General features: G+C 45.6%; 13 protein-coding genes. 6 read left to right on the top strand and 7 right to left on the bottom strand.

The window, feature by feature from the left end; genetic code table 11:
* Window positions 1-68: 68 nt before the first annotated feature.
* The 3 genes from HRE53_RS06855 to HRE53_RS06845 all read right to left on the bottom strand — a co-directional run bounded on the left by HRE53_RS06855 (window position 69) and on the right by HRE53_RS06845 (window position 1,209).
* The gene (locus tag HRE53_RS06855) at window positions 69-302 is read right to left on the bottom strand and encodes a CTB family bacteriocin (protein ID WP_212662771.1); all 234 of its coding nucleotides are present in this window, start codon (window positions 300-302) and stop codon (window positions 69-71) included.
* A 166-nt stretch (window positions 303-468) separates the two neighbouring features.
* The gene (locus HRE53_RS06850) at window positions 469-702 is read right to left on the bottom strand and encodes a CTB family bacteriocin (protein WP_212666363.1); all 234 of its coding nucleotides are present in this window, start codon (window positions 700-702) and stop codon (window positions 469-471) included.
* 273 nt (window positions 703-975) lie between these two features.
* On the bottom strand, window positions 976-1,209 hold the full coding sequence (locus HRE53_RS06845) for a CTB family bacteriocin (protein WP_212662768.1): 234 nt from the start codon (window positions 1,207-1,209) through the stop codon (window positions 976-978).
* Window positions 1,210-2,820: 1,611 nt separating this feature from the next.
* Here HRE53_RS06845 and rsmA point away from each other — a divergent pair.
* The 4 genes from rsmA (at window position 2,821) to HRE53_RS06825 (ending at window position 6,630) form a co-directional block, all read left to right on the top strand.
* Window positions 2,821-3,630, top strand: a complete 810-nt coding sequence (gene rsmA, locus HRE53_RS06840) for a 16S rRNA (adenine(1518)-N(6)/adenine(1519)-N(6))-dimethyltransferase RsmA (protein WP_235109653.1) — start codon at window positions 2,821-2,823, stop codon at window positions 3,628-3,630.
* Window positions 3,631-3,678: 48 nt separating this feature from the next.
* On the top strand, window positions 3,679-4,611 hold the full coding sequence (gene ispE / locus HRE53_RS06835) for a 4-(cytidine 5'-diphospho)-2-C-methyl-D-erythritol kinase (RefSeq protein WP_235111065.1): 933 nt from the start codon (window positions 3,679-3,681) through the stop codon (window positions 4,609-4,611).
* 144 nt (window positions 4,612-4,755) lie between these two features.
* On the top strand, window positions 4,756-5,313 hold the full coding sequence (locus HRE53_RS06830; RefSeq protein ID WP_235109652.1) for a TerD family protein: 558 nt from the start codon (window positions 4,756-4,758) through the stop codon (window positions 5,311-5,313).
* Between the two features lie 429 nt (window positions 5,314-5,742).
* Window positions 5,743-6,630 carry a hypothetical protein gene (locus HRE53_RS06825; protein WP_235109651.1) on the top strand — a complete coding sequence of 296 codons (888 nt, stop codon included), beginning with the start codon at window positions 5,743-5,745 and terminating at the stop codon, window positions 6,628-6,630.
* Between the two features lie 182 nt (window positions 6,631-6,812).
* On the opposite strand, the gene HRE53_RS06820 is transcribed toward HRE53_RS06825, so the two are convergent.
* Together HRE53_RS06820 and csaB are read right to left on the bottom strand one after the other, a co-directional pair.
* Window positions 6,813-8,072: a glycosyltransferase gene (locus HRE53_RS06820; protein WP_235109650.1), complete on the bottom strand. Its 1,260-nt coding sequence runs from the start codon at window positions 8,070-8,072 to the stop codon at window positions 6,813-6,815.
* Entirely contained in the window at window positions 8,069-9,109 is a 1,041-nt protein-coding gene (csaB, locus tag HRE53_RS06815; protein WP_235109649.1) for a polysaccharide pyruvyl transferase CsaB, read from the bottom strand. Before csaB ends, HRE53_RS06820 begins: the two co-directional genes overlap by 4 nt.
* A gap of 71 nt (window positions 9,110-9,180) precedes the next feature.
* Between csaB and HRE53_RS06810 the strand changes: the two genes are divergently transcribed.
* The gene (locus HRE53_RS06810) at window positions 9,181-9,486 is read left to right on the top strand and encodes a DUF2499 domain-containing protein (RefSeq protein ID WP_212662761.1); all 306 of its coding nucleotides are present in this window, start codon (window positions 9,181-9,183) and stop codon (window positions 9,484-9,486) included.
* Window positions 9,487-9,501: 15 nt separating this feature from the next.
* Entirely contained in the window at window positions 9,502-9,798 is a 297-nt protein-coding gene (locus HRE53_RS06805) for a DUF3593 domain-containing protein (protein ID WP_212662760.1), read from the top strand.
* Here HRE53_RS06805 and HRE53_RS06800 read toward each other — a convergent pair.
* Entirely contained in the window at window positions 9,795-10,187 is a 393-nt protein-coding gene (locus HRE53_RS06800) for a cytochrome c (protein ID WP_212662759.1), read from the bottom strand. The two genes, HRE53_RS06805 and HRE53_RS06800, sit on opposite strands and share 4 nt — an antisense overlap.
* A 91-nt stretch (window positions 10,188-10,278) precedes the next feature.
* Window positions 10,279-12,522: a PBP1A family penicillin-binding protein gene (locus HRE53_RS06795; RefSeq protein ID WP_235109648.1), complete on the bottom strand. Its 2,244-nt coding sequence runs from the start codon at window positions 12,520-12,522 to the stop codon at window positions 10,279-10,281.
* Between the last annotated feature and the right edge of the window lie 55 nt (window positions 12,523-12,577).

Genomic DNA, 12,577 nt, shown 5'->3' with positions numbered 1-12,577 from the left:
AGAATTCATGCAATTTATACAGCCCTATTCGTGTGGTGTTGAAACCTAAAACTCAGTCAAATGGATGACTATAGTACGTTGCCAAACTGAAAGTTAATGGCAGTGGTATGAAGTTCTTGGTTCGCACCAGCAATTTCACCAACTGCTGCAGATCCACCAGGGCCAGAAGCTGCGCCACCGGCAGCTCCAAGGACTTCTGTATTGGAGTTGAAGCTAGTTAGATTGGCGTTGATCAATGTGATTGAACCACCAGCAACGATTTCTTGCTGTTGATCAGATAATTCAGTAAATAATTCAGACATGATGGGACCTCACTTGCACTTAAGAGATTTTGGAATAGGGTGCAAGTACTACTGAAAAAGCATAAATTCAAACCAGAAAAATAAATTTCTTAAGTCTATTGGTATTAGTACACCTACTTTCAGTAGCCTTGCAAAATAGCATTATGTTGTTAGGGCAAAACGATGCCTAAGCAACATTACCGAATTGAACACTAAGCGCTTTAGTGTCAATTTCTTGGTTCGCACCAGCAATTTCGCCAACAGCAACTGATCCACCTGGTGTGGAGCCAGCAGCCCCAGCAGCACCAAGGATTTCAGTATTGGAGTAGAAATTTGTGGCATTGACGTTGAGTAGTGTGACTGATCCACCAGCGACAATCTCTTGCTGTTGATCAGACAGTTCAGTAAATAATTCAGACATGATAGATCTCACTTGCACTAATAAATGAACGTGAATATAGCTTGGAAATAACCAAAAGCCAGACTCAACATGAATGTGAATATCCGGGTACTGTGCCATAGGGATTGCGGCAGAGTTACTGAAAGCAAAACCCTTGATTAAAAATGAATCTTAGCTTTTGGGAACCTACCATCTTCTATGTGGTGGAGTACTAGGTTCACAATTAAGATCAGCTCTTGGTTGTTCTCAATACAACTGAATGTTGGTAATGATTAGGTTAGCGTTAGCCTTTTCCTAAGTAACATTACCAAATTGAACACCAAGAGCATTGGTATAAATTTCTTGGTTCGCACCAGCAATTTCACCAACAGCCACTGATCCACCTGGAGTAGAGCCAGCAGCCCCAGCAGCCCCAAGGATTTCAGTATTGGAGTAGAAATTTGTGGCATTGACGTTGAGTAGCGTCACTGAACCACCAGCAACAAGTTCTTGCTGCTGATCAGACAGTTCAGTAAATAATTCAGACATAATATGACCTCACTTGCACTAAGGTATTTAATCGTTTATATGGAACAAACTTGATTTTTTAATTGAAAATTAAGTTTGCTTGTTTAGGTTTTTTCAGAAGTATTCGATTTTGCTCCCGATGAATACTTTTGATTGCCTATTACATTAATACCGTAGTGATTATTCTAAGTCAAGCTTTTTTTTTGAAAAAAGATTAAATAAATCAAGTTACCTAATAATGGTATATAGATGCTTTTTTTGTGAAAGTTTATTGAGTGGAGATTAGAGAGATATATATAAAAGCCCAAGGTTCTAAAATGTAAAATAAAACCTTGGGCTTCCTGAGCTTGACTCAAGAATAAGAATTGTATTGTTAATATGCTAGTTCACTTGTTTGATATCACATTGTATTGAGAAAAGTAGTTGCACTAAAGTTTTTTGCCTGATAGATAGTTTTATCCCACAGAAATTATATGGATTGATGATACACATCTGAATGTTTTATGCTTTTCCTTCTAAATATTTTCTTTGTGTCTATTTTTTTGGGCTCTAGTTTATCAATTAAGTATGGCACTGATATTTGAATGTACTCGTCAGAAGCGACTTGCAAAAGCTTGATAGCTCTCAGGTTCATAGTAGACAAAGACTCGGCTGCATCTGTTTAGAGTCTATGCATGCAGGTATTTAGCATTAAAAGAAGCTGCTTTAGAACCTTAGATCTACTTTTTTGGAGAGAGGACTATCTTCAATATGCGAACTTATCACTGAAGATGCCTTCAGTAAAGATAGACTTTAATTCGTTCCAAAAATTTGAACATGAGTTTTCTGAATCTATTGAGGAAAGTTTTTGGCATTTTCTTAGAAAGAGAGAGATGTCTCTACTCATTCACGAACATAGAAAACTTCCTGGCTAAGATTTTATAGTCACTTCTTTATGGAATTATGAATTCAGTTTGTGCAGCGTAGAAGATATTGTTTGAGGATTATTAGTGAAGCTAGTTAATCCTGACGACAAAAACTGTGCTGTACAACTTACAGTACTGACTGCCTGACACATCTCTGAAAGCCTTTTCTTCGTAAGGGTTTGCACTGTAAGAATAGCAACGCTGCCCCTAAGGCAAGAGAGTTGGTAATACGTTTAGGTTGCGTTTGACGTGTGAACAATGCCAAAAAGCTAGCCTTATACACCCTGCTATTCAGCATCCAAAAGCTACGTATCTAAAGGCTTTGAGGTACTTATGTCAGGCAGTCAGCTTACAGTATCCCTGGTTTGGGAATAATATTCTTTTGTTCATTATTGAAAGTGAGTGTAGTGACCAATACTAAACTGTTGTCGTGTTATTGCCTTTTTAAGGGCATATGCTACGACAAACTTTATGACTCAACTATTGAATCAATAAGTTGAGTTGGAAAAACACAGAATCTATCACCTGCAAGTACATTACTGATCCACATCATCTGGATAAGTGATCCTAATCACAAAATGTATTCTTAAATACATTTTGTAGGAAGAATTAAGTGTTTGTTACTAGACGCCTGGGTGATTTGAGGAGTTTATTATGAAAAGATTAAGAATGTATGGGGTGAAGGTTGAGTCACAGGCTAATATGAGGGTGTTTCGGTAACTCTACAATGCCTAGGCCCCGTAAACGTTTTGCTCAGCATTGGTTGAAAAGCCAAGCTGTGCTCCGTGAGATTATTGTTGCAGCCAATATACAGGAGTGCGATCGCATCCTTGAAATAGGTCCGGGCAGAGGTGTCTTAACCCGAGAATTACTGGCTCAAGCCCAGTCTGTGGTTTCGGTTGAGCTGGATCGGGACTTATGCAAATCTCTCCGCTATACCTTTAAGGACCAGGACAAGTTCACGTTATTGGAGCGGGACTTTCTAAATATAGATGTTGCGGCAGAGCTAGCTGATGCGCAACCCAATAAAATCGTTGCCAATATTCCCTACAACATCACGAGCCCGATTCTCAGTAAGGTCTTGGGACGTATTGATGCGCCAGCGCAGCCTATCTATGAAACGATCGTGTTGCTTGTCCAAAAAGAGGTGGCGGATCGATTGGTGGCTGAACCGGGTTCGAAGACCTTTAACGGATTGTCGGTGCGATCGCAATATCTCGCTCACTGTGAATTGATTTGTCCAGTCCCCGCCTCTGCCTTTAAGCCTGCCCCTAAAGTCGAGTCGGCAGTGGTGCGGTTGACCCCCCGTCCCTATCCCCAACCCGCCCAAAATCCGCAATGGTTGTCCACCTTATTAAAGGTGGGATTTGGCAGTCGTCGGAAGATGTTGCGGAATAACCTCAAGGCATTAGTAGATCGCGACCAGCTATCGGATTGCTTGAATACCCTCAGTATCAGTCTCCAGGCTCGTGCAGAGGAACTGAGTGTCGCCCAGTGGATTGCGTTAAGTGATGCGGTGCATCCAAGCCAGGTATAGACGAGGTAGAGTGTTGAATGCAATGGTCAATCTGTCCACTAACTTATGATGCATGCTTATACGCTGAAAGCGCCTGCCAAGATCAACCTGCTGTTGGAAATTATTGGCGATCGACCCGACGGGTTTCATGAGTTGGTCATGGTGCTGCAGAGCATTAGTTTGGCAGACATAGTAGAGTTACAGCCCCTCGGTGGCGATCGGATTCAATTGCACTGCAATCATCCCCAGGTGCCCTGTGATGAGACGAACCTCGCCCATCGAGCTGCTCGCTTGATGCAGGAGCAGTATCCAGGCAAAGGGGGCGTAGCGATTACGATTGATAAAAAAATTCCCATTGGTGCGGGTTTGGCAGGGGGCTCTGCGGATGCGGCGGCAGTGCTGGTGGGCTTGGACTTGATGTGGGGCTTGGGATTAACCCAAGCCGAACTCCATACCTATGCGGCTAAGCTAGGGTCTGATATTCCCTTTTGTGTGTCGGGGGGAACGGCTTTGGCCCTGGGACGCGGGGAAGAACTCACGCCCCTTCCCGACTTGGATCAGCTGTATGGGGTGTTGGCAAAGTATCGAAGTTTATCCGTTGCCACTCCTTGGGCTTACAAAACCTATCGTCAACAATTTAGTGACTCCTATGCCCGTGATCCAGAAGCCCTGGAACGGCGGCGGCGTGAAGGACATTCGGTGGGGTTAATGGCTGCAATTACCCATCGTGATTCCCTGGCGGTGCCTCAACATCTGTATAACGATTTAGAGAGGGTGGTATTGCCGGAATATCCCCAGGTGCAAGAAATTCGTGATTTACTGCAGTCCTTTGGGGCGTTGGGAACGATGATGTCCGGGTCTGGGCCGACGGTGTTTGGATTGGCAGATTCGCGATCGAAAGCGGAATTGATGGCAACGCAATTACAAACGGCTCTCCCGGATCCAGATTTAGAAATTCTGGTGACTAAATTTTGTAGTAGTGGGATTCAGCTGCTGTCTTAACGGCACGAGCGTCGAACGATAACGACTTGAGATCTCTGGTGTGCTGGGAGCATTGTTCGTCCTGCATGTAGGTCTATTAACGGTTAAGCATTGACGGACCTCGATCTTGATATTGTGTAGGGTACATTAGTACGACTCTACAGTATGACTCCAGATTCCATTCCTCAAGCTTTACCTCATCATATTGCTCAACTTCGCTGTGGTTTGGGCTGGGATGCCCAGGTGGAATCCGCACTGGATTTAGATATGGTGGTTTTGGCCCTTGGCGCGAATGGAACGTTAGTGGAAGGGAAAGGGGGCATGATTTATGCGGGGCATCCTCGCCATTCGTCTGGGGCGATTAAGCTGCTCGGTGACAACTTGACGGGTGAGGGAGAAGGGGATGATGAGGAGCTGCTAATTCATCTGCTGAAGTTGCCTACGGATATCACCAAGCTGTTGTTTGTGGTGTCTATTGATTGTGGGGAAGCACAGAAGCAAGATTTTAGTCAGACTGAAAATGCGTTTTGGCGGATTTTGAATGATGCCAACCAAGAGGTACTTTTGCAGTGTTCATTGTCCAATGCTCAATGGCAGGGTGTGACAATGCTGTTGGTTGCGTCTTTAGAACGCATGGATACTCAATGGAAACTCATTCCTTGTTTGGAACCTTCCCCACAAAAAAACCGTAATGAGTTGCTGCATCAGTATCTTGCAGAGTGAATTAAGAGATAGTTTCTGCCTTCCAAATTCTATGTATTTTGTTTGCAAGTATGAAGAGTAAGAGAGTTTCTAGAAATGGCTAGCACCTGATTCAGAATAATTATTTATGGCAGAGTTCTAGATTAATAGTTAGTTTCTTCAGGATAGAAAACTTATGCAGATTAATTCAGCGCCTAGTTGAACTCAGCTAGCTTCAATTCTTTGACTATTTTAAGATTACCTATACTGATCTAATAGAGTAATAGTTGCTTCTGGTTGTTATTATTTTTTTGAGAAATAATATATTAGCAAGATAAATTTTTTTTAATTTGTTTTTGTGCTAGCATTTTACGCGTTATTGTGTAACATCGATAAAATAAAATCAAGCTATTTCTATTAATAGGCTAGTCTTTAAAATAGTGTTTAGATACTGGGGGGGGGGATAGCACTATGGATATTCTGGAACGTTTCTGGAACTGGTACATACTTGGCTTCCGTAGTCAGCCTAATAAGTCACTATATGAATCTCCTCGATTTTGGAGAATAGTTCTTACTCTCTTTGTATGGGGCTTGGTATCTCAAGTTTTTAGCTCTGTTATTGGGATATTAGTCGTAATACCAGTTACTTTAGTTCTGCTTTGTCTAATTGTTTGGATGTATTGCACACACAGTGGACAAGCTTTTCTAAAGAACTATAGTAATACTCAAACAAAAATAATTTTATTAGAAAGTAGTCTTTCTCGATGCTTTGAAGAAAATCATCAAAAAAGCAAATATAAAGAGCTAATGGATGCTATGCGAAACCTTTCAACTTTCTCGGATGTGGAAGATTGGGATAGTCAAGCTGAGATAGAACTAAACAAGTTGGCTAATTGCATTCAAACATTGGAAAAAGAAATCTCTTCTCATTCGCAATATATAGGTAGACGGAAGATCGAGCATTTCAAAGACAAGTATATTTTACCAATGGAGAATTGGGCAGAGGAGCTACAGTCATCTATAGATTTCACTCCCAATTCAGTCCATGAACAAAAACTCCTTCTAAAGGAGCTTCGATACCGAAAGAAAGAGTTGCTGTTGCAGAAGCGAGAGCTATCAGCAGAAGCGAAGGAAATTCGTAATAATTCACGTGTTAGAAGTGTGAAAGCAGGGCGGTTTTTAGGAATATATAATTCAAAGATGGCAGCAAGTGAAAGGCGTCTGATTCGATACCAGAGAGAAGCACAGGTTGCACCATATGAAGACTTAAAAACTTCTATTGATCGCCAAATTTTGTCTATTGATAAGAAGATCATTTGGGTAGAGCGATTTACAGAGTGTGATTTGTCTCATATCTAGCTTGTTGCCCATGAGTAGCTTCTACAATTACTTCTGTAGTCTTCATATATAGAGGGCACTGCGAAGAATCAACTTTAATTGAAAAGACTGAGCTTTATGGTAGCTCGGAACAGTAAAACCATGGTTCTGAACCCTCCAATTTTTGAGGGAACATATTTTTCAAAGTGTTCTAACCATTGTATTTATTGCAAATAAGACTCAATCACTTCAATTGCCATGGCCAAGCCATCTTCTTGCCGAATTTGTTGACTAAGTTTTTGGGCTTTTTTTAGCATTGATGGAGTGGCAAGGATGACCTGAATCCTGGTAGCTAAAGTTTCAGCCGTTAACTCAGCAAAAGGAAGCGGTGCAGTTCCAACGCCTAATTGTTCTAGTCGTTTCCCCCAAGCAGGTTGATCCGCAAAAAACGGCACAACAATTGAAAGCGTTCCAGCCCTAAGTGTGGCAGCAGTGGTGCCAGAACCACCATGGTGGATGGCAGCAGTTACCTGGGGTAGAAGCCAATCATGAGGCACTTCTTGCGTTACATAGAGGAAGTCAGGTATCTCCGAGGTTGTAAAGCCCCCCCAACCCGTACAGAAAATAGCCCGCTGACCCGTTGTACGGAAGGCAGTGATAATAGCATCAACAATCATTTCTGGATTGCAGGCCATCATACTGCCAAAGCCAATGTAGAAAGGTTTTGGCCCCGCATTGAGAAATGCTTCCAAGGAGGGCGAGGGTTGATATGGAGTTGAATCGCTTAGAAACAAATAGCTGCCTTGATGCACCTGAGAAGACCAATCTGGTGGTGGTGGTAAGACTGCTGCGCTGTAACAATTGATAACAGGCAATGGCGAAAGATAGGGTGGTTTGGTGCGACGATAGCGCGCTCCTAATCGTGAGATGGGAGGTAATTGCAGTACATCTTGTCGAAACCGATTCGTTAACCTTCGGCTTTTTTGCCAAGAGAGAAACTCTACTAATCGGAATGTTAAAACGTTGAAGTAACTGGCTAATTTCTTTGGTGAAGAGTCGGCAAATTTGAGAAACGGGTAAGAACGAGTGGCGGTAACGGGGATTGGTGTGACTAGGATAGCTGGAACATTGAGCGCCTCAGCCAGATGATATCCCCAGGCAGCTAAGGGCGCAAAAATTAGTAAGTCACTTCCCTGACAAGCATTCCAGGCATCCAGCCGCTGCTGCCATCGCGTATCATCATCTATCAAGGTGACATTCGTATTACCTTGGAGCAAGGCAAGTCCGGCTGGTGTGGATAGAATTTTACGAAAGTCGCCTGCAATGGGTTCGAAGAGTATGCCAAGCTTCTGGGCGAAATCGGCAAAGTTGACACTGGCTGCTAGCGTTATCGAATAACCTTTGGCCATCAGACCAAGGGCTAAGGTACAAAAAGGCTGAATGTCTCCTCGGGACCCGATCGTCAAGATAGTGATTTTTGTCATGAAAGCAGGGTCTCTTGCAAAACCTGTTGGTGACTTAGGGCTTGCTGAGTGCGATTTGCAATCTCATCCCTCGACAATGCGGCTCCTTTTTGAAAATGCTCCACCCAGCTTTGGCAAATCACCTCTGGGTCCTCGGGGATTTGGTCTAAATCCCACCCTGGGCAATGTTGGGCTTGCATAAACTGCCGAACTTTAGGGTCATAGCTGAGGGCAAAACAGCGGTTACCTTCGGCCGCCGCCATGATCAGTCCGTGCAGGCGCATGGCAATGGTCATATCGACGGTTTGGAAGACCCCTTTAAGGTCATTGGGATTGGTCAGACGAATGAGCGAACTGTGGTTGGAGATTTGGTCGTGGATGGATTGGGCAATCTCCAAATCTTGCGTGGCTTGAAAGGGCACGATCAAAATATGAGCTTGGGTTTGGGCCTGGAATTTCAGTAGGGCTGTGGTGAGCTTTTGCAAACGAGGGGGAGTGAGTTGGGGATGAGACCTTAACACCAATGCCACCTTGGGCGACGGCAACTTATCTACCCAACCCACGGGCTTAGCTGCTAGATTCCAGACCGGATCGGGGGCAATTTGGTAAGGAATCCCCCAATCTTTTATATATTGAGCCGAAGCCGGATCGCGAACGCTGACGGCTGAGCAATTGCGAAACGCCCGTCGAGCTAGGATTTGTGTGCTTTTACGCTTGAGAGGACCAATCCCCTGAGCCCAGGCAATGGTTTTGAGGCCGAGTCCTTGAGCCAATCCCATCAGGCCTATGTAATAAATCGGACTGAGGGCACTAGTGGCATCTTGAATCAGACTGCCGCCGCCCCAAATAAAGGCTTGGGATTGCTGGATGGCTTGAAAGACTTTGATGGAATTGTTGCGATCGCAAGTCTCAACCTGATATTGCCGTGCTGTTTGCTTGGGATTAGAAGACAAAACTAAAGGCGACACCTCCTCCGGCAGCATTTGCAGCAGGGTCGCCAGCAAAGCTTCATCACCGCCATTGCCGAAACCATAGTAGCCACTTAAAATTGCTCGCATCGGTTTCAGACCTCTCCCAATCCAATCTTCTGTAAGATTATCGTAGACAGCCACTTATTCATGAATGGTTTATGCACGCCCTCTCAATTCCCACTTGGATTATTCACGTCTCCAGCGTGATCGAGTGGATTATGGCCATTTGGCTGATTTGGACCTATAGCGAAGTCAGCCAAAATCCGGCATGGCGGTGGTTTTCCTTGGCCATGCTGCCCGCCTTGGTGGGGGCCATGTGTGCCTGTACTTGGCATTTCTTCGATAATCCTGCCGAGCTGGAATGGCTCGTGACCTTACAAGCGTCTATGACCGTCCTTGGCAATATTGCTCTCTGTGGTGCTGCTGCCCTGCTTTGGTCTCAACGCCAGCCTAACGATGCTTAACCTAATAGATGAACTATGGCTCTTAAAGACGCGCTGTTTGCAGTTTCCCTTATCCCCTACCTAGGGTTTCTGTGGTTTTTGACCCGATCTGGCCAAGCGCCCCGACTGGCTCTAATTGGGTTTTACTTAACCTTGTTGTTTATTGCGGTCACCGCCCCTGCTGGCATCTATGCCCTCAAAGTCTATGACGTTTCCTTAGCCAATCTCGACTGGCTTCATGGTTCAGCAGAAGTCTTTCTGACCTTATCTAATATTGTGATTGTGCTGGGGTTCCGTCAGGCCATTGTGCAAGTCCAACAGGAATCAGATTAAAGGGTTTTCAAATATTCCAGCAGATCGGCCATCTCTTGGGGATTTGCTTTGAACTTTGGCATCGGTGGTGTTTTACCGCTAGTGACTTGATAAATCAAACCCACCTGAGACCGATGAGTCGCGACACGGCGCAGGCTGGGACCTACCTTGCCATCTCCTGATGTGCCATGACAGCCAGAGCAATTGAGCTGGAAAATGGCATTGCCTTGAGAAACCTTACCTTCCTGGTGCAGCACATCTCGCACATAAGGATCAGACAAACGCATCTGATGGACAGCGACAATAATCACTGCGATCACTAGCAACCATCCAAGGACCATCAATAATGCTTTTTGCAGATTGAGGTCAGGATTTAAGGTTTGATCTGATGTTAGTGCCGGATCTTCCAAAGGTGATATATAAGGGATTACAACTTAACCTTAAGGTTTTTTTGTAAGAATATATAATATATCTTAATACAACCTTCATCATTATGCCCTGTCATTGATTGATGATTTGCCGCATGTAATCTCCCCAGACAGCAGCAGCTTGGGCACTACTCCCTGAAGTGGGGCTATTGTCATCATTGCCGAGCCAAATCCCTGTCAATAAATTGCGGCGAGGCACGTAACCCACAAACCATAAATCTCGGCCAAGGTTAGTGGTGCCTGTTTTACCCGCAGCTCCCGAGGCAATCCCAGCACCGCGGCCGGTCCCCGATTGCACCACTTGACGCATCATGTCTTGCATAACGACAGCAACCCCTGGATCTAAGACCTGGGTACTGGCATTTTGGGTAGCATCATAGATCACCCGGCAGGTGGAAATAGAACGGGAATCTTTGCAGTCTCCGGCATCGAGCACCTGCCGAATGGCGCGGGGCGTATGGCGTCGGCCACGGTTGGCCACAACGGCAAAAGCCCGTGTTAGCTCTAAGGGCGTTACTTCACTTTGCCCCAAGACCAGGGCTGGAACAGCTTGTAAGGGAGAGGAAATTCCCAGTTGTCGGGCGGTTTGAATCACCCGGGGAATGCCGACATCTTGGGCAACCCGCAAAGCCACCACATTTTCAGACAGGGCAAATCCCCGAAACATGTCAATGTTGCCGCTCCCCCCATTCTGGCAGCCGGCAAAGGTTTGCCCCTGCCATGCAAACGGAGAACAGGAATAGGTTTTGTTGGGGGAAATATTGGCATCCACGGCTGCCGTATAGCCAAACAGCTTAAAGGTCGAACCCGGTTGACGCTGGGCTTGAGTGACTCGATTGAACTGACTTTTGCTATAGTCTGCGCCCCCCACCAACGCAATAATTTCTCCCGCTTCATAATCTACGGTGAGTAAGGCCCCTTGGGAATAACCAAAGGTTGATCCAGAGGTGGCGATGGCATTGGATAGGGTTTGTTCGGCCGTATTTTGCACTGCCAGATCTAAATTAGTGGTGATAATAAAATTGCCTTCTTGGGCCAGACTGGCCCCTAACAATTCCTCTAACTCATCAAAGACATAGCTGTAGTAATAGGGAGCCTTAACGCTTTGCAGCTCTTCCCGAGCATTGGGACTAATCTCGATGCGGGAGCGGCGTGCCCGATCGGCTTCTGTTTGGCTAATCCGACCCTGCTGAGCCATGCGGGTAATGACTCGATTACGGAATTCCAGGGCCGCGTTGTAGTCCTGAACGGGGTTAAAAGCATTGGGGGCAGGCAAAATGCCCACAAGGGTAGCTGACTCAGCAATGCTCAAGTCTTTGGCGGGTTTATCAAAGTAAAAGCGAGCCGCATCTTCGAATCCATTGGCATAGATGCCTAAATAGACCTTATTCAAATAGGTCAGTAACAAAAAGTCTTTACTGTAGTAGGTCTCTAATTTCAGAGCAACGACGGCTTCTCGGAACTTCCGATCTAGGGTATCCTCACTGCCCACATAGCTACGAAAAACGCTGCGAGAGAGCTGTTGGGTAATCGTACTTGCCCCTTCTCTGACACTGCCCCCGGAGATGTTGGTAATCACTGCTCGAACAATGCCAATGGGGTCGACGCCCATATGCCAGTAGAACCGACTATCTTCTGAGGCCAACAAGGCATCCCTAATATAGGGAGAAAAGTCATCCAGACTTTTTAGCTCACCATGGACCGTGTCCCGACGTCGCGCCAGCGGGGTTTGGTCTCGGGATAGAACGACAATGGGCCCTTGGTTGGTGGTGGGTAATGGACGAACAGTAAATTTCTGCCATTCTGCAGCCACCACGATTAGGGTTAAACCCACGACTCCTGCGGTGCCATAGAGCAGATAGCGCATCCCTCGTACGTACCAGGGCGGCGGATCAATATATTCGACACTCACCGCAGCTTCTAGAGCAGCGGGTCCCAGGGTGAGTACATCTTTATGACGTAATGGATGGGAGTCCACTCGGCGTTTGCGACGGAAGATGCCGTTGGTGGATTGCTCATCCCGAATCAAAAAAGTGCGGCGCTTACCATCCCGCTGAATTGAGGCATGGACCTGGCTAACGATGGGATTGCGAATCACAATGTCGCAGGTGCGGGCACTGCGGCCAATAATATAGCGATCGCTAATCAGGGGGTAGCTTTGGGGTTCCCCTTCACCGGAATTAATTTTTAACTCTGGCACCCGAGCATTACGCTTCAGGGTAAGCTTTGACAGATCTGCTTTCGCTTGAATGGTACGAACCACCTGCGTCACATTCCCTAACAGGGTTTTTGACGGCGAAGGTTTAGGAGATGTCATGGGCAAATCTCAATCGTCAGGTCGATGACTCGGATAGTGCGTCGTGCAGGGGTTC

The sequence above is a fragment of the Acaryochloris sp. 'Moss Beach' genome (assembly GCF_021497025.1).
GTDB classification, from domain to species: domain Bacteria; phylum Cyanobacteriota; class Cyanobacteriia; order Thermosynechococcales; family Thermosynechococcaceae; genus Acaryochloris; species Acaryochloris marina_A.
Note: the sequence above shows the minus strand (reverse complement) of the source record. Positions and strands in the feature narration are given on the sequence as shown.

What these genes read in the sequence shown, in the direction of transcription:
- HRE53_RS06830 (WP_235109652.1), top strand. Translation starts at nt 4,756, where the DNA reads ATGACTCCAGATTCCATTCCTCAAGCTTTACCTCATCATATTGCTCAA.
- HRE53_RS06825 (WP_235109651.1), top strand. Translation starts at nt 5,743, where the DNA reads ATGGATATTCTGGAACGTTTCTGGAACTGGTACATACTTGGCTTCCGT.
- HRE53_RS06850 (WP_212666363.1), bottom strand. Translation starts at nt 702, where the DNA reads ATGTCTGAATTATTTACTGAACTGTCTGATCAACAGCAAGAGATTGTC.
- HRE53_RS06855 (WP_212662771.1), bottom strand. Translation starts at nt 302, where the DNA reads ATGTCTGAATTATTTACTGAATTATCTGATCAACAGCAAGAAATCGTT.
- HRE53_RS06805 (WP_212662760.1), top strand. Translation starts at nt 9,502, where the DNA reads ATGGCTCTTAAAGACGCGCTGTTTGCAGTTTCCCTTATCCCCTACCTA.
- HRE53_RS06845 (WP_212662768.1), bottom strand. Translation starts at nt 1,209, where the DNA reads ATGTCTGAATTATTTACTGAACTGTCTGATCAGCAGCAAGAACTTGTT.
- HRE53_RS06795 (WP_235109648.1), bottom strand. Translation starts at nt 12,522, where the DNA reads ATGACATCTCCTAAACCTTCGCCGTCAAAAACCCTGTTAGGGAATGTG.
- HRE53_RS06820 (WP_235109650.1), bottom strand. Translation starts at nt 8,072, where the DNA reads ATGACAAAAATCACTATCTTGACGATCGGGTCCCGAGGAGACATTCAG.
- rsmA (WP_235109653.1), top strand. Translation starts at nt 2,821, where the DNA reads ATGCCTAGGCCCCGTAAACGTTTTGCTCAGCATTGGTTGAAAAGCCAA.
- ispE (WP_235111065.1), top strand. Translation starts at nt 3,679, where the DNA reads ATGCATGCTTATACGCTGAAAGCGCCTGCCAAGATCAACCTGCTGTTG.
- csaB (WP_235109649.1), bottom strand. Translation starts at nt 9,109, where the DNA reads ATGCGAGCAATTTTAAGTGGCTACTATGGTTTCGGCAATGGCGGTGAT.
- HRE53_RS06810 (WP_212662761.1), top strand. Translation starts at nt 9,181, where the DNA reads ATGCACGCCCTCTCAATTCCCACTTGGATTATTCACGTCTCCAGCGTG.